At 40.0% G+C, this 17,355-nt stretch carries 17 protein-coding genes; 6 read left to right on the plus strand and 11 right to left on the minus strand.

All coding sequences use genetic code 11. From position 1 onward, the window contains the following. The first annotated feature begins 186 nt into the window (after positions 1-186). From V7164_RS16710 to V7164_RS16735, 6 genes are read left to right on the plus strand one after another with little or no spacing between them, the layout of a single operon-like run. Complete coding sequence (locus tag V7164_RS16710) at positions 187-408, plus strand: spore germination protein (RefSeq protein WP_335346017.1); 222 nt, start codon at positions 187-189, stop codon at positions 406-408. Positions 409-424: 16 nt separating this feature from the next. After that, positions 425-661 carry a spore germination protein GerPB gene (locus V7164_RS16715; protein WP_335346018.1) on the plus strand — a complete coding sequence of 79 codons (237 nt, stop codon included), beginning with the start codon at positions 425-427 and terminating at the stop codon, positions 659-661. A gap of 40 nt (positions 662-701) precedes the next feature. Then, positions 702-1,328 carry a spore germination protein GerPC gene (gene gerPC / locus V7164_RS16720; protein WP_335346019.1) on the plus strand — a complete coding sequence of 209 codons (627 nt, stop codon included), beginning with the start codon at positions 702-704 and terminating at the stop codon, positions 1,326-1,328. Beyond that, entirely contained in the window at positions 1,318-1,494 is a 177-nt protein-coding gene (locus V7164_RS16725; protein ID WP_335346020.1) for a spore gernimation protein GerPD, read from the plus strand. The genes gerPC and V7164_RS16725 overlap by 11 nt, the downstream gene beginning before the upstream one ends. Positions 1,495-1,500: 6 nt before the next feature. Continuing rightward, positions 1,501-1,872, plus strand: a complete 372-nt coding sequence (locus V7164_RS16730) for a spore germination protein GerPE (protein ID WP_335346021.1) — start codon at positions 1,501-1,503, stop codon at positions 1,870-1,872. A gap of 45 nt (positions 1,873-1,917) precedes the next feature. After that, complete coding sequence (locus tag V7164_RS16735; RefSeq protein WP_335346022.1) at positions 1,918-2,136, plus strand: spore germination protein; 219 nt, start codon at positions 1,918-1,920, stop codon at positions 2,134-2,136. 43 nt (positions 2,137-2,179) lie between these two features. Here V7164_RS16735 and addA read toward each other — a convergent pair whose 3' ends face one another. The 11 genes from addA to V7164_RS16790 form a co-directional block, all read right to left on the minus strand. Continuing rightward, positions 2,180-5,920, minus strand: a complete 3,741-nt coding sequence (gene addA / locus V7164_RS16740; RefSeq protein WP_335346023.1) for a helicase-exonuclease AddAB subunit AddA — start codon at positions 5,918-5,920, stop codon at positions 2,180-2,182. Next, on the minus strand, positions 5,898-9,407 hold the full coding sequence (gene addB / locus V7164_RS16745) for a helicase-exonuclease AddAB subunit AddB (RefSeq protein ID WP_335354652.1): 3,510 nt from the start codon (positions 9,405-9,407) through the stop codon (positions 5,898-5,900). Before addB ends, addA begins: the two co-directional genes overlap by 23 nt. A gap of 148 nt (positions 9,408-9,555) precedes the next feature. Further along, positions 9,556-11,073: an acyl-CoA synthetase gene (locus V7164_RS16750; protein ID WP_335354653.1), complete on the minus strand. Its 1,518-nt coding sequence runs from the start codon at positions 11,071-11,073 to the stop codon at positions 9,556-9,558. Positions 11,074-11,131: 58 nt separating this feature from the next. After that, positions 11,132-11,872: a 3-oxoacyl-ACP reductase FabG gene (gene fabG / locus V7164_RS16755; RefSeq protein WP_335347939.1), complete on the minus strand. Its 741-nt coding sequence runs from the start codon at positions 11,870-11,872 to the stop codon at positions 11,132-11,134. Positions 11,873-11,885: 13 nt separating this feature from the next. Then, entirely contained in the window at positions 11,886-12,782 is an 897-nt protein-coding gene (gene phaZ / locus V7164_RS16760; protein WP_335354654.1) for an intracellular short-chain-length polyhydroxyalkanoate depolymerase, read from the minus strand. A 7-nt stretch (positions 12,783-12,789) separates the two neighbouring features. Then, the gene (locus V7164_RS16765) at positions 12,790-13,797 is read right to left on the minus strand and encodes a 3-oxoacyl-ACP synthase (protein ID WP_335354655.1); all 1,008 of its coding nucleotides are present in this window, start codon (positions 13,795-13,797) and stop codon (positions 12,790-12,792) included. A 233-nt stretch (positions 13,798-14,030) separates the two neighbouring features. Beyond that, positions 14,031-14,207: a hypothetical protein gene (locus tag V7164_RS16770; protein WP_335348250.1), complete on the minus strand. Its 177-nt coding sequence runs from the start codon at positions 14,205-14,207 to the stop codon at positions 14,031-14,033. A 10-nt stretch (positions 14,208-14,217) separates the two neighbouring features. Continuing rightward, positions 14,218-15,216: a branched-chain amino acid ABC transporter permease gene (locus tag V7164_RS16775; protein ID WP_335348251.1), complete on the minus strand. Its 999-nt coding sequence runs from the start codon at positions 15,214-15,216 to the stop codon at positions 14,218-14,220. Positions 15,217-15,221: 5 nt separating this feature from the next. Continuing rightward, positions 15,222-16,082, minus strand: a complete 861-nt coding sequence (locus V7164_RS16780) for a branched-chain amino acid ABC transporter permease (protein ID WP_335354656.1) — start codon at positions 16,080-16,082, stop codon at positions 15,222-15,224. Between the two features lie 17 nt (positions 16,083-16,099). Next, positions 16,100-16,807, minus strand: coding sequence for an ABC transporter ATP-binding protein (locus V7164_RS16785; RefSeq protein WP_335346093.1), 708 nt, complete (start codon positions 16,805-16,807; stop codon positions 16,100-16,102). Next, positions 16,785-17,355, minus strand: a 571-nt coding sequence (locus V7164_RS16790) for an ABC transporter ATP-binding protein (protein WP_335354657.1), incomplete at its 5' end; no start/stop codon positions are given. The genes V7164_RS16785 and V7164_RS16790, both read right to left, overlap by 23 nt.

Consider the following 17,355-nt stretch of genomic DNA (forward strand, 5'->3'; position numbering starts at 1 on the left):
AGTGAATCATCGTATGGCCCCCTTATCTAAAATCGATACAATCATATCATATTTGGAGAAAAAAATGTAATTCACACTATTATCATAGGAGAAATACCATTCAATTGTCCAGCCAAATATTTCTAGGCACAATCTGTATATAGGCACATAGGATATAAAGAGAAATTAGTGTAAAGGATGTCAAAGATGCCAGCTATCGTTGGAGTCGTTCAGGTCGTTTCTATTGGGAGCAGCGGAGTATTTCATATCGGAGATGTTTATAAGATCATGCCACTAGCCAATGCGAAAACATTTTCTGGTGCAGGTTCCTTTAACACAGGTGATGGTCTAACTATTTATAATCAACAGAGCAGTACGAACACCTATGATTCAGACAGTTTGGATCAAGGAATTTTATTAAATGTTTAATAGTAGGGTGAAGAGAATGAACTTCTACATTAATCAATCCATTCATATTAATTTCATAAAGATCGGCGGTATTACTAACTCCTCAGTATTGCAGATAGGCAGTGCTGGCATTATTAAACCCGCTTCCTATCTATATAATACAGGAGGATTTACAGGGCCTGCTCCTCATCACCTCCTGCCTGGGGTAGGTGTTATTAGCGGAGAACCAACACTAGAAGCACCTGCAGTGCCTTTACATTCTGCAGGAAGATAATGTGTGGCAATGATGTTCCGAAAAAAGTGAGGTGGTATGGATGGATCAGACATTATACTCTTACCTGCAAAAAATGCATATTTTTATAGAAGCACAAGAAAAAAGAATTATTTACCTAGAAAAAAAGGTAAGAGAATTAGAGAAACAGACGCAGGAATTGAAGACACGACCACCAATAACTGTAGATAGAATTGAATATAAATTCGACCAATTGAAGGTTGAATCATTAGACGGAACATTAAATATTGGATTAAATCCATCCGAACTTCAGGAAATTGAGGATTTTGCCATTAATAATAAGGGGATTCAGACTCCCTTTCAGCCAAAAGCACATTTCCAAAGATCAATGGAAATCGAGGATGAAATCAATAAATTTTTGGAAAATGAATTACAGAGCGTAATTGAGGAAACAGCCCTTTCACTAAATAAATCTGTAGATGAATCATATATTTTATTCATTAAGGAAGATATAAAAAAGCAACTGCCTAACCGCATTGATTACCATCTTAAGCAACAACTTGCTGCAACAAATAGGGAACAAGGTACAGTACCTGATTTCAATGAAGAAATATTGGTGAAGTTAAAAAAAGAAATTAAAAACGGGGTTCACACCTTTATCAGCCATTTACCAGAACCAGAGAAAGGAATGGAAACGAATGAATTTTGAAGTGTATAACCGAGATATTTGCGTTGGTAATATTCGAGTTATCGGGGTAGCAAGCTCTTCACTCTTAATGGTAGGAGACACGCAAACAATCCAGCTTGCTTCTGTTTTTGATACGCCTCCTGAATCGTTAATAGTCGGACCATTTGTTCCATTAGCACCGAAGTGATTAGCCATGCTTAGCAGAACCTCAATTGTTGATCAGTTTAAGGCAGATACTCTTATCTTTTCATCTGTTATTGAAATTGGCGATTCAACCTATGTTCATGGATTTTCCCGTGCCCTAGCCGTGCATCGTGAAGCAGATACCTTTTTTGGAAATGAGGGGAATTTCTTATCTTTCAAAGCTTTCACGATAAGCGTTCCCCTCGTCCCCATTGAAGAAGTCATATCTATGCAAACCATGCATTTAAACCCTGCCATTAAGGTTAATAATATTGATATTAATGGGATATCTACATCTTCCGTTGTCCATATCGGCAGCAGCAAGCATATTTCTATGGAAGCAAGAGTTAAGCATATCCGGCAGTTGCTACAGCTTGAATGAAGAGCAAGATGGGAAAATAAAAAAATTGTAAAAGGAAGAGTTCATATGCCAGCCATTGTTGGTCCAGTACAAATTATGAATGTTGATGGCGGTATTGTACAATTTGGAGATGCTCTAAATGTATCGCCTAAAACTAGTGTGAAAACCTATTCTGGCCAAGGTGCATTAAATACCGGCGCATTGATTATTACGAACAATGGTATAAGTGGTACCAATGTCCTTGATACAAACTTAATTGACCAGCCTATTATAGGGAATAATTAAGAAAAGCGGCCGGATAAGGACTAACATCCTTATCCGGTCGCTTCTATAATTTAATAATATGTGCTCCATCAAAAAAGAATAAGTATCTCTCTTGAATGTCTCTTTTTAATATTTGTTCCAAAGCTCTTGCATACATATTAATTTGAACTCGGTAACGGTCCTCCAGTACCGTTTTTGCTTCGTCAATTCCGCCTTTAAAACGGCCGGTAATTTGATCGGTTTTATAGTCAACTAATACGAAGCCGTGTTCATCTTCAAAAAGACAGTCAATGATCCCTTGGATTAACACAGCCTCCTCTTCACCCTTCCATTCCGGATATATATCGCTTGCAGGCAAAGAAATACTGAAAGGAATTTCTCGGTTAATCTCTCTAGCCTGCATCATTCTTTTCCCTAGCTCAGTATGGAAAAACTGCTCAATTAATGAAGGGTCAATGGCTCTAAGCTGCTCTTCTGTCAGCAATTCTTTCTGAACCATTTCATCCATTTTAGCTGCAATTGAATTTACAGTGACCTGTTCTTTAAAGCTAATGTGCTGCATAACCATATGCATGGCAGTTCCCCGCTCTGCTGGAGATAATGACTTTTCTTGCATAAATTGTGGCCGGTTAAATAAAGGCTTTTTGATTGGATGAATGATTTCTAGCCCACTATCTTCTTGGGAAAATATTTCCTTTTGTCTTTTCACTTCAGAAACTGACTGCTTAGAACGATTCTTGGAAGCTTCTAAATGTGAATATTTCCATGATAACTGGTCCTCAACCATACTATTAAATGGCGATTGTACTGGCACTGCTTCACCTGAGAATACCATTTGCAAATAAGTGTCTTTTTCCGTTTCTATCACTTCAACAAGGTTTGCAACCTCTTCACTGTTAATAATCTGAACATTCCATGTTGAAGGATGGTCGGTAATGTCACTGGAAATAAGCGGGCTTACGCTGCTTTCATAATCTCTATGCCTCACTAGTGCTGGACCAATCCAATCAAGGAAGCTTGTCGCAGAAGCACGATCAAATTCATTTAACAGCCAATTTGGATTTTCGGCAAATTGCAGCCATTGGTTTACCTTTTTCTCAGCCCTTTTTACTGAAGATACTAAGTAAAGCTTTTCCTTTGCCCTCGTTAAAGCTACATATAGAACGCGCATTTCTTCCGAAAGCATTTCCATCTTCTTTTTCCTTTTAAAAGCAATTTGTGGAAGAGATGGATACGATATTCGTTTTTCAGCATTTACGTATTTTGCTGCAAATCCGTAATCCTTATCAAGCAAATAGGCTTTTTTCAAATCCATCGTATTAAAATTCCGTCCAAGCCCAGCTATAAATACGAAAGGAAACTCAAGCCCCTTGCTGCTATGAATCGTCATCAGGCGAACAACATCCTCCTGTTCACCTAAAGCACGTGCAGCACCGAGATCATCTCCTCTATCCCGCATGCGTTCTATAAATCTTAAAAACCTGAATAATCCTCTAAACGATGTAGCTTCATATTGCCGTGCACGATCATAAAATGCCCGAAGATTCGCCTGTCTTTGTTTCCCGCCAGGCATGCCGCCTACGAAATCATAAAACCTCGTTTCTCTATATAACTGCCAGATGAGTTCAGATAGAGAGCCTTGCCTTGCCATTACGCGCCAATCCATTAGCTGATCAAAGAATGTCCGGACTTTTTCATACAATGATTCATGATCAATTGCAGGCCTGTTCTTACAAAATGAAGCCATTGCCTCATAAAACGAAGCCTTCTTATGCTGAATTCTTATTTGGGACAGGTCTTCCTCAGTCAAGCCGACAATAGGGGACCTTAATACAGCTGCAAGTGGGATATCCTGATACGGATTGTCAATTATTTTTAATAGTGACATCATGATGGATACTTCAGTGGCCTCGAAATAACCCGTTGATAAATTTGCATATACAGGAATTCCCTGTTGCTTAAATTCCTCCATGATCTGAGGCGCCCATGTCATCGAGCGCAGCAAAATGACGATATCCCGATACTGAGCCGGACGCCCTGATTTGGTTTTTGGATTGTATACGCCCTTCCGCTCAGAAATGATTTCTTTAATTTTTGCCGCCATAAATCTCGCTTCCAGCTGGGACTGGGCAAGCTCTGCTGCGTCAAACCCTTCCTGCTCTTTGTCCTGCGGCTCTTCCTCTTCCGTCCCTTCTAAATCGATAACCGTTAATTCAATGGGGTAGGAGTCATCTTCTGAATATGGAGCACCTGCTTTCAGCTCTGCGGCTTCGTCATATTCAATTTCACCAACAGAAACACCCATAATTTGTTTAAAAATATAGTTCGTTCCGTGCAGCACTTCTTTACGGCTTCTAAAGTTTCTGGCAAGATCAATTCTTAAGCCGGCTTCTTCTCCATTTTTCTCAAACCTGTTGTACTTGCTTAAGAATAGATTCGGTTCTGCAAGCCGGAAACGGTAAATAGATTGCTTCACATCACCCACCATAAAAAGGTTTCCCGAATGCTCTGAGTCCAGGGTCACTAGCTGAAGTATCGCTTCCTGGACCATGTTCACATCCTGATACTCATCAACAAGAACTTCCTTAAACTGATTTCTGCAGGCAACGGCTGCATCTGAAGGTGTTAAAATTCCATCGTCACTCTTTTCAGAAAGTATATATAAACAGAAATGCTCAAGATCAGCAAAATCCACTAAACCTTTTTCTATCTTTATTCGATTAAACCGAATGGAAAATTCCTTCACAATATAGACGAGTGTCTCAATATGTTGCTTCATTTCCTTCATATCTCGCAGAAAGCTTTCCGGCTTGTGGGCAAAAAGCTCATCCTGAAGATCTTGAATGATTTTTTTGGCCTTATCTCTCAGCTTCTTGGCCTTTTCAATTAATTCGCTATCATACTCATCGCCCTTGCAATTTTTTGCTCTGCCAAATGACCAAGATTGCATCGCCTCGTAAAGCGTTTCCCAGGAGTCCTTTTTCGCTTCCATTAATGTATGGACAACATGAAGGTCGTCAACAAAGTTTTCTGCTCTTGGTGCAGGGCCTCCAGGCAGCTTTGTTAGTTCAAGCCCATATTCAAGAAGCTGCTTTGCCCCTTTCAGCTGCAGATCCATATCCTGTAATAGGGACTGTACAAAAGGCATCTGTTCGATTTCACTATTTTCATCAACGTTATACATTTCGATGATGGAATCAAGGTATTCATCAGGTGAAGGATTTGAGCGTGCAAAATCATATATATCCCTGATAATATCTTGTAAGGCAGTGTCGCTTCTATCATTCGTAAAAGTATCAACAAGAGCATAAAACGGATCGTTGCCTTCTTTTCCATACTCCTCTTCGAAAAGATCCTCAAGCACTTCATCTCTTAAAAGCTGTGCCTCTGTTTCGTCAGCTATTCGAAAGCTAGGATCAATATCGAGCAAATAGTAATATTTTCTGACCATTTCCAAACAAAAAGAGTGAAGTGTAGAGATTGATGCTTTATTTAAGAGGCTCAGCTGCTTTCGTAAATGGGCAGATTTAGGATTTGCATTAATCGCTTTATCAAGGGCTTCTCCAATCCGGTGTCTCATTTCTGCTGCCGAGGCATTCGTAAATGTCACAACTAGCAGCTCATCCACATTGATTGAATCTTCCTCAGATACAATTTTATTAATGATTCTTTCAACAAGGACAGCCGTTTTCCCGGAACCTGCTGCTGCTGCAACAAGAATGTCCTGGCCCTTTGCCATAATCGCTTTCCATTGATCATCGGTCCATGTAACATTCGCTGGCTTAGCTGGAATAGTTAATTTCATCCTTCCCTACCTCCTTTCGAATACTAGCAAGCACTTCGTCTTTCGGCTGAGAAACTAGCTTACGGTATTCATTTGCTCCTAGTGACTCATCGAATTGGCATACAGGCTTAAAGGAACAAAATGTACAAGGTGTTTTATCCTTCATTTTATAAGGAGAAATGTCCACTTTTCCTTCTGTAATTTGATTTCCTGTCTTTGTATACATTTTACGGACATACTGACGGAGATGATCAAATTCTTGCTTGCTTGCGATTTTGGAGCGTTTAGACAGCGTGCCGTCCTTCTTAAAGCCTGCAGAAATGATGGACGAGTCACCGTTATCTAAAGTCTGATCCATTAGCTTAATTACATTTTCTTCCCCTAATATGAGGCCATTCATTTTAAACTTTTTAAATATCTCCTGCTCAATATCATCTAATGTGAGCATTTTTGAAGTGCTGATCATAGGATTGTGGACATGGAAATATAAAATCCCTGCTGGACTAGCTTCAGTCCCAATCAATGTATGAGAATGGGAGATAATAATATCTAAGTAAGTCAACATCTGCAGGGCTAAGCCATAGTAGACTTCATTAACGTTTATATCCTTCGAACTCGATTTGTAGTCTATGACTCTTAAAAATACACCATCCTTGTCCATTGCTTTATCCACACGGTCGATCCTGCCAATTAGCTCCATTTTCGAGCCATTTTTTAGCGGGAATGTAAGAGGAGGCAGATCCCCCTTAGGTCCAAAGCCGAGTTCAAGACCTATTGGTGAAAATCCGCTCATCTTTGCATGCTCACTTAATACATAAGAGGCACGGCTAATAATTTGCTCCAGCTTCCTTTTAATATAATAATGACGATTGGAGCTGAGCAGGATTTCATTTTGTAATTTTGGAGCGAGCATTTCGACCGCCTCTTGCGCTAGGATTTCACATTGCTGTCTAGTTAAATCAGTCCAGGAAAGCTTGTTGCTCATTACGGTTTCGGCGATGTATTTTAACGCAGCATGAAATAATTCCCCGATATCGGGAGCTTCAAGACGGAATACTTGACGTTCTCTTAGCTTTAATCCATGCTGGGCAAAATGTGAAAAAGGACATCCGTGAAATAGCTCCATTCTTGAAACACTTGCTTGAATGACATCTCCATATAAATCCTTGCTCAATTCTTCTCCTAATGGCTTTGTATGATTCTCGAAATTTAAACTTGATAAAACTTTAAGAGCCTGACCTCTCCATTGTTCATGTTGTAAGAAATAATTATAAATATCCCACCAGAAATCATAAATCGGATAATTTCTTTTCTTTAGCTGCATTTGGGATGTTAAATAAGCTAAGGACGTGTGCAGATTTGCTGCATACTCCAGCTGTTCTATTTCCGGCAGCTCTGCAGGATCTGATAAATAATCATGGTGGACGCAATCAGGCAATAAATCTGTTAATCTTTTTATATAGGAAGACGGGAGCAATGCTTTTCCTTCCTCATTGGCAAGCGGATAGCTTATAAATAGCCAATCAGAAGGTGTGGCAAATGCTTTATAGGCTATAAATTCTTCATCTAGCAGCCGTGTTTTGCTGGCAGGAGCAATTTTTAATCCGTTAACAAGGAGCTGTTCCCGATCACTGTCAGCTAACAGCCCATCCTCAGAAAATTTAGCTGGAAAAACACCATCATTCATTCCGATGATAAAGGCTGCTTTAATATCAGAAAGACGCGACATGTCCAAATCAGCAGCCATAACCTGATCCAATGCTGGCGGGATTAGGGTAAAACGAAGAGACTCCATTCCAGCTTCAAGGATGGAAGCAAACTGCTTCAATGTAGGTTCCTCTTCCCCGAGCATTTCTACATATTGGTCAAGCAGCTCCATAATGGCATTCCAAGACTGCTCGTGTTCACGGGATTTCACTAGATTGCCCTTCTCATCTTCTTCAAGCTTCCAGCGCTCCATTTTAGCCGGAACGTCTAATTCTTCGAGGTATAAATAGACAGCTTCACAGTATTGCCGCCCCGAATGAGCTTTCTTTAAGCGGCGTGATAGTCTGAGGATTGGACCCGTTATTATATCTCTTAGATCATTTAGCTCCTGCTCGATTTCTTTTTCTGCATCCGTTTGTGCAAAGCTTTCAAACTCTAGCCCTCTAATTCTTCGATAAATCCATCTTTTCTTGTTCGTCCATTTATCTCCTTGAATGCCATAGGCTAAGCAATAGTTCTCAAGCCTGTCCATTTGTTCCCGTAAATGTTGAGCATTTACTTTTGCCGGAAATAATAATTCTGTTTTTACTGCTCTAAAAATCGGCTCATATCTCCAATTTCCGTTTATCACTTCAAGAGTGGAACGTATTAACTCAACAAGCGGATGATGCAGCATCGTTCTTTTTTGATCGATAAAATAAGGTATTTGATAATCATGTAAGATCGTTCCGATGATATCAAAATAATCCTGGCCATTTCTTGATAATATGGCAATATCACGATATCGAAGCCCTTCTAGTCGCACAAGCTGATTTATTTTTCTGGCAATGCCTTCAATCTCTGCCCTGCGATTTGCTGCATGGCCTATATGAACAGCTGTCTCCCCTTTATATCCTTCCGCTGGGCGTGATTCGAACTTTTCTTCAAGATGCTTTAAAGATTGCTTTTCCCATCTATTCTGGCCGTTTAAGATTACTTCTTCTACTTGAAGTCCGTTTCGTGCAGCGATTTCATAAATAGTCTGGCAAGTTTCGCCTGTCATTCTAAAGAGATGCAGTTCATTAGGTGGGTTGTGCTTAAATGGCTGATCTAGGGTTAAAGCGATCGTTACTTTCTTACAATGTTTTATCAACTGCTCAACAATCATAAATTCTTGGGGTGTAAAGCTATAAAATCCATCAATATAGACTTCTGCTCTCTGTAAATATTCAGACTGTGCCGCTTTTTCCGCTAAGAGTCGAAAATAATCCTCGGAATCTACATATTTATCAATAAGTGATTCTTCAAAGCTTCTGTAAATGAGCTCAAGATCGTGAAGTTTATCTTGGAGAGCCTTATTTGTTTTATCTCCTTGTGTTAGTTGAGCTTGTTTCTCTGCAAGCTCTTCAGGTTGAACACAATATCTTTTAAATTCCGTCATCATTTGTTCTATTTGCTGAATAAATCCATTTTTATCGGCAGCACGCTGAAAAAGCTTTAGACTATCCTTTTTCTCGTCAATGATTTTTCGAATTAACATATTAATCCCGACACTGTTTAAATGATAGCGGCTAATACCGCCTGTTTCCTGAAGTATTTTCCAGGCAAGGCGAGTGAAGGAATATACTTGACTGCGGATCATACCGCCAAGACCCGGTGTTGAAATTAATTTATATTCTGATAGAAATGTCATTTGCTCAGGGACTAAGTAAATAAGTGGCGGCTCCCCAATTGGATCCCTTTTTAATTCAGCCCTTATTTCATTTAAACAATAGTCTGTTTTTCCACTACCTGAGCGGCCAATTAATAAACGAACGGACATAGATAGCCTCTCTTCCTTTCGACATTACGTTCCATATTCTATTAAATATTTTAACATATAGGAGAGCATTTGTTTGGATTGACCGAAGTTAAATTAATGGTAAATAAAATGCCGAAAAATACAAAAAGCGCGACTGATGATCGCGCTGCTAACAATCTTTCACTATGGACTTTTCAATCCCCATCCGCTTTAATTCTTTTTTATCCACTTTACCGACAGGCGTTTTGGGCATTTCCTTTAAGACAAAAATGTTTCTTGGGATTTTATATTTGCCTAATTTGGTACTGCAATAGATTCTAATTTCCTCATCTGTAATAACAGCCTTGTCTTTGAGAGTGAGGAAGGCAGAAACTGCTTCCCCCCATTTTCGATCAGGAAGCCCAATAACTGCAGCTTCATTGACTTCTGGATGTGCAGATAACCATTGCTCAACCTCTAGGGGATATACATTTTCTCCCCCTGTAATAATTATTTCTTTCTTCCTGCCTACTATATAGAAAAATCCATCTGAATCTTTTCTCGCTAAATCGCCTGTATAAAGCCAGCCATCCTTAACGGTTTCCTTTGTTGCTTTTTCATTGTTCCAATAATGACTGAAGGCGTGCTTTCCCTTTATCAGTACCTCTCCGACCTCATTGATATTTGCTTCTGACCCATCTTCTTTAGCAAGCATGATTTCATTGAAAATCATTGGCCTTCCGACTGACCCCTTTTTTACGACTGCTTGATCAGTTGTAATAAAAAAATTATTCGGACCGGCCTCTGATAATCCGTAGCCCTCTTTAAATGGAAGTCCTTTTTGCTTGAACTTCCCATATATTTCTAACGGGCAAGGTGCTCCTCCAGAAAGAAATACTTTTGTATAGGGAAAGCTGGTTTTTGTAAATTCAGGTGATTCCGTTATCATATGGTACATGGTCGGTACAAACAAAACGATTGAGCATTTATACAAATTTAAGAACTGCATCGCTTTTACAGGTTCAAAATAATCAGCAATAACTACTGTCCCGCCAATCATTAGCAAAGGAATTGAAAGAGCGTTCAATCCTCCAGTATGGAATAATGGCAAATACGTAAGGGTTTTATCTCTATTCGTCAAATTCCAGCTTATAATGGTATTCATAGCATTCCATAAAATGGATTGATGTGAAAGAACAACCCCCTTTGGATTCCCTGTTGTCCCTCCCGTATAGATAATGACTAAAGGATCTGTTTCGCTTAAATGACTTTCAATCCTATCTACTCTATCTCCAGTTGCTAACTCTTCATACTGCTCGTTATTGATTTGCATCAATTGAGTTCCATCCATGCAATTGCCCTTCAGCAGTTCTGTAAAATCGCTATGACAGCCAATGATTTTAGGATTACAATCGTTAAGTATATATTTAATCTCTTCACCAGATAATCGCCAATTGACCGGTACAAATACTGCTCCAAGCTTACCGCAAGCAAACAAAAAATCAAAATAACTTATATGATTAGGTGATAGTAAAGCTACCCGATCGCCCTTTTTCACCCCTTGATGATTCAGCCAGCAGGCTATTGCTTGGGCACGCTTATTTACTTCATCATATGTCCGCTTCAGATTCGTATCGGCTTCAATGATGGCAACAGAAGCCGGTGATAATCTCGCTCTATTCTCCAGCCAATCGAGTTCCCACCCCACTATAATCTCTCCTTCAATCAAGATACCATTATATTAAAGAAAGAGAGTTACATAGAAGTTACATCATAATCCCGCCATCTACATGAAGAACCGTACCATTAACATAATCCGATTCATTAGAGGCTAAGAATAAATAGGCGTTGGCAATATCCTCGGGGCTTCCGAGATGCCCTAGCGGTATCATCATTTTCATTTGTCCGATCACCTTTTCTGGGACCTTAGCCGTCATACCGGTGTCAATAAACCCTGGGGCTACTGCGTTAACATTAATCCCTTTACGACCAAGCTCCTTTGCCCACGTTTTTGTCATCCCGACTACTCCCGCTTTAGTCGCAGCATAATTTGTTTGGCCAATATTGCCATATACACCTGAAACAGATGAAGTATTAATGATTTTCCCTTTTCCTTGTTCAATCATGAAAGGCAATACCGCTTGTGTACAATGGAAAACCCCTGTTAAATTTACATCAAGAACAGACTGAAAATCTTCTGCAGACAGCTTTGACAGCATGCCATCTCTTGTAATTCCTGCATTATTGATTAAAATATCTATTTTGCCGAAAGTATTTTTCACAGCTGCAACCATTTGATCGATGCTTTCTCGGTCCGCCACATTTACCTGAAAAAAATGAACATGATATCCTTGCTCCTTCAGCTCTCTAGCTCTTTCGGCTCCTAGATCTGCATCAAAATCAGCGAGTGCTACAGCTGCGCCTTCCCTTGCAAAAATTTGTGCGGCAGCAAGTCCAATTCCATTGGCAGCCCCAGTAATAATGGCGACCTTATCTTTAAGTCTCATGTTTTCAACTCCTTCATCTATCTAAAAATTCCGACATCACTTGCAGCAACTGCTCCCAATCATCGATCAGCGGGGAATGACCGCAATCCTTTAATTCTACAAAGCTTGCATTCTCCCCAATATCCTCCATGATTTCTTCATTCATTTGTCTCGTGATCACTAAATCCCTGTCACCTAAGAGGACGAGTGTTGGTATTTTGATTTTCCCTGCATCCCCTGTTCCTTCTATTAATCCATTAAATGTCTGACTAATATTAAACGTATTCAAGGCATGGAGAATTTCAGCATAATTTCTTTGGGTAAGCATATCATCTATATACTCTTCGTAGCGTTCTGGTTCAGGTTTGTTTTTTGTATAAATAACAGCATCATAAATCATTCTTAATAATTCACGATTTTTCGTTGCGTATGCTTGCTCGGTAGTGATGACTTTTGCTTTCTCGCTCTTTGACTGGGCATAAGTTTCAACACGCCGATTTAAGTCAGGCATCCCCTTTTCATCTGATTCATATAGTGGATATCCCCTTGTGGAACCTGATGCTAGCAAGATCATTTTATCGCACATTTCGGGATGGTCGGCAACGTATTGCATACTAACAGTGCCTCCCGTAGACCATCCGATTATTGAAAAATCCTTCAATTCAATTGCCTTCGTAAAATGGTCAATATCATCGGCTAGCTCTTTAATTGAATAGATCGGATTTTGATAGCTTGATAGTCCAAAGCCTCTCTGATCGATTGCATAAAGCTTGTATTTAGGATCCATGTTTTCAAGAACAACATCCCAATGCTTTGAGGAATTCATATTGCCGTGGACAAGCAGAACTTTTTTAGTTCCACCTAATCTTTCACGATAGAAAATCATTTCCCCATTCGGCAGACTTACGTTTTTTATCATTATTTCTGTCACTTCTGAATCACTCTCCCCATCTAATTGTAGAAGCTCCCCAAGCATAGCCAATGCCAGCACTGACTAGTACAATGACATCACCGTTTTTCAATTTCCCAGATCTTTCAGCAAGCTCTAAAGATAAAATTTGATCAATTTGACCTATATGCCCATATTCCTCTAAATAGATTGAATCTTCTTTAGTTAATCCTAACTCCTTTAAAACATAATCATGAGCAGACTTCTTCATATGAAGCATCCCGATATAGGAAATATCCTTCTCCTTGTATCCACTTTTCCGGACAGATTCACGAATAACATGCAGGAAGTTCTTCATCGATTTTTTTTCGAGGCGCTCTCTCATCCCAGCAGGATCAAGAACATCAAGTTTATATTTCCCTTCCTCTAACGCTTCCCTTGTCAGCGGATTTTTCGTCCCGCCTGCCACAACGACAACATCCTCGGAAAAAGAACCGTCTGTCAGCAGCTCCGTCTCCAATAATAAATTCCTCTTGCAGTCTTTTTGTAAAATAATCGCCCCTCCGCCTGCCCCAAGATTATACATAAATCTTGTCCGAGGGTTATGGTAATCAATAAAATCCCCATTCCGATAACCGCCGGCTAAAAGAACAGTATTGATTGCCGGATCTGCGATCATCATATTTTTTGCTACCTTTAGCGCCATGACGGTCGTTCCACAGCGAAGTGCCACATCGAAAGCACAGGCATTTAACGCCCCAATTTCCTCCTGCAGCTTAATACCTGCTGTCCAAAGCGGATATTCCTTATATTCTTCGCCAATATAGATGACGAGATCAATAGTTAATGGATCTAAATTCGCTTTTTTAATCGCTTTTTCTGCAGCTCTAATTCCCATTAGACATGTGTGATCTTCCGGTCCAGGAATAGTCTTCCTTTTTATCCCCATTTTACCTTCAACAATCTCTTGCGGAATTCCTGCCTTCAATGCAATTTCTTCACCAGTTATATATTCTTCGGGCAGATAGATTCCAGTACTAAGAATGCCGATATTCACGTTCTCACCTCATTCCTCATTATCTCGCCCCGGTGCCTCCGCTTTTCTATTTGTCTAGCTGCGGCGCCTAGGGGCTCGAGGTCATAAGCCATTCCGACAAGAAGGTTAAATTACAACCTTCCTGCCGGACTGTCTTATGCTTGTCGCCCCTGGGCACAAAGGAAAGCTTCTGCGAATATACATCGCAGGAACAATTGCCCTTTGATTGTTCCGAAGGCGCCTCCGCTTTTCTATTAATCCCCAATAATATTTTTCATGAAATTCATCGCATCTTCGATTGATTCGAATAGTATTTCTATATCCTCTTGAACATGGGATACTTTAATGCGCCATTTTTTCTTTCCGGTATGTTCATCAATGTCTGCTAAATGAAAGCGGACGATGAAAGAGGCAATTTGTTTCTGCTCCATCCTGCTCCCCCTAACTGGCAATTTTCTCTTCTGCTTTACTCTCCTCTTTTTTCTTTCGCGTTAGTTTCAGCTTTTTTAACGTTCCTACAATCCCCATAGGGAAGAACATAACGGCCAAAATATATATAATCCCGAAGAAGATGATCCAGCGTTCAAAGATCCAGTGGACCTTTGCCAATTCAGTTAGCCAGTGATGGGCAAATTCTATTAGGCCAGCCCCAATGATCGCACCGACTAACGTTCCCACTCCTCCAATTATAGTCATGAGCAATGCATCCAGTGTTATATCCATTGTGAACACACTCGTATTAACAAATCGCAGTGACATAGAATAGAGAAGACCAGCCATTCCTGCTATTACCCCCGATATGACACTCGCAATGACTTTATAATGGAGGATGCTGTAGCCGAGGGATTCTGTTCTTTGTTCATTTTCCCGAATGGCCTGCAGGACTCTTCCTAAAGGGGAATTCGTGAATCTTTTAAGAATCGCAAATACCAAAATCATCATGACAAGACAAATGAGATAAAAATCGGTCCGGTCTTTAAATAATTCTGGAATTCGAAAGGTAAAGCCGTCATTGCCATACGTAACCGTTCGCCACTTTTCAGCCAAAACGAGGAAAAGCCCCGAGAAGGCAAGTGTTAACATCGCATAGAAATGACTTTTTAGCCTTAAAGTTAGCAGTCCCAGTATCAAGCTCACAATGGATGTTAAAATAATCGTTACTAAAACAGCTAATAAAAGATACGGAATAGTTGGATCAAACCGTTTCATAAAGACGCCTATTGTGTAAGCGCCAATTCCAAAAAACATGGCATGACCGAAGGAAACAATTCCGGTAAAGCCTAGTAAAATATCATAGCTCATCGCAAAAATCGCAAATATAAACACTTGTGTCAGCAAAATTAACAGTGTTCTAGATTCATAGACAAATGGCAAAATAAGGAGAAATATTGCCGTTATTAAGTACACAAAATTCATTCTGCTTGCAGCTAATATTCTCATCTTCCTCACCCCTTTAATCCAAACAAGCCTTGTGGTCTAAAAATTAATACGATGGCCATTAACAGCATATTGACAGCTAAAGAAAGTGAAGGAACGTAATACGCCATAAATGATCCGGATAAGCCTACTAATATGGCAGCTAAAATAGAGCCCGGAAAGCTACCCATCCCTCCAATAACAACAACAATGAAAGCTAAAATAGCAAACTCGAGGCCCATCTCTGCGTAGATGACACCCGAATAAGGACCAAGCATAACTCCTCCAAGAGCTGCCATTCCCGCACCAACCATAAAAACAAACATAAACACTCTCTTAATGTTAATGCCAAGCGATTGCACCATTTCTTTATCCATGACGCCAGCCCTTACGATCAATCCAATTTTTGTGTTTTTCAAAATATATTGAACAATTCCGAACACGAGCAAGCCAATGGCGATAATAAATACTCGATATTTTATAATGATGACGTTTCCAATCTCCCAGCTTCCAGCTAAATACGGGGGTGGTGCAGCAGATAATTGATTAGGTCCCCACACAACCTTTAATAACTCGGACAAGACTAGCATGAGACCAAGAGTAATTAAAATTTGCTGAATATGATTTCCGTAGACCGGTTTGATAATCCATCTTTCAGTAAGTAATCCGAGAATCAGTCCTGTAACAATAGCTCCTGCAATCGCAATGAAGAAACTGCCTGTTGTCGCATATAGCCAAGTCCCGCTATAGGCTCCCCATGCAAAAAGCCCGCCATGAGCAAAGTTTAATACATCCATGAGACCAAAAATTAACGTTAAACCAGCGGCAAGCAGAAATATAAGCATTCCAGTCGCTAATCCGTTTAATGTCAGAGTGATTAAAACATCCACATCTTTTCCTCCTTTCTTTACGCAATTCCTAAATACTTTCTCCGCATGTCTGCATCTTCTTTTAACTGGGCCATATGTCCTTCGCTCACTGTCCGGCCATCGTCAATAATGTAGAATTGATCGCCAATTGTACTGGCCATTATAAAATTTTGTTCAACGAGGACAATGGTTGTCTGCTCCTTCATTTGCAGAATGGTTTCCATCACCTTTTCCACTACAATTGGTGCCAGACCCTTGCTTGGCTCGTCTATTAAAAGCAAATCATTATCATTAATATAGGCTCTCGCAATAGACAGCATTTGTTTTTGCCCACCACTTAAAAGCCCTCCCTGCTTCTTCCAAAATGTCTTTAAATCAGGGAATAAGCCTAATATCCATTCAAGCCTTGCCTTCGTTTCATCATCTTCATTTTTCATTGCTACCTTCATATTTTCCTCAACCGTCAATCCAGCAAAAATCCCTTGATCCTCAGGGACGTACCCAATCCCTTTCTGTGCCACACTGTATGTTGGCAAGCCTTCGATTCCTTCCCCTTTGTAAAAAATCGTCCCTTTTGAGGGAGGATTCAGCCCCATAATGGTTCTTAGGGTTGTCGTTTTTCCTGCACCATTTCTCCCAAGCAGTACTGTTACTTCTCCTTTTCGCGCTTCAAATGAAACTCCCTGCAAAATATGATATTGTCCAATATGCGTCTCAATGTCATTAAGCTTTAATTGAACTGTCATCGTACAGACCCCCTAAATACGCGGACTGAACAGTCTCGTTTTTCATGATTTCCTCTGGAGTTCCGTCTGCTAGTAATCTCCCATTGAATAGAACCATGACAGTGTCAGATAAATCCAGAATCATATCCATTTTGTGTTCAATTAAGATGATTGTTCGATCCTTCCCTTGCTTTATTTTTTTAATAACCTCCAAGATAGCAGGAACCTCTTCAACGGACATTCCAGCTGTCGGCTCGTCAAGGAGAAGAACCTCTGTATTCAAGGCTAATAGCATGGCAATTTCCAGCTTTCTTTTTTCCCCATGGGCTAAGTTTTTAGCTAAAATCTCTTTTTTATTTTGGAGAAGAACGAGCTCTAGCCATTCTTCTGCCTTTTCCTCAAAAACTTTATATTTCCGATAATGAGCAAGCATTTGAAGGCGTGTTCCCGCTTGGGACTGTACTGCCAGCCTGACATTCTCCAGAACAGTTAAATTAGGAAAAACATTTGTAATTTGAAAGGACCTTCCAATTCCTAGACGTGTTCTTTCTGTCGTTGACATTTTAGTA

This window comes from Bacillus sp. JJ1474, from assembly GCF_036965225.1.
GTDB lineage: Bacteria > Bacillota > Bacilli > Bacillales > Cytobacillaceae > Cytobacillus.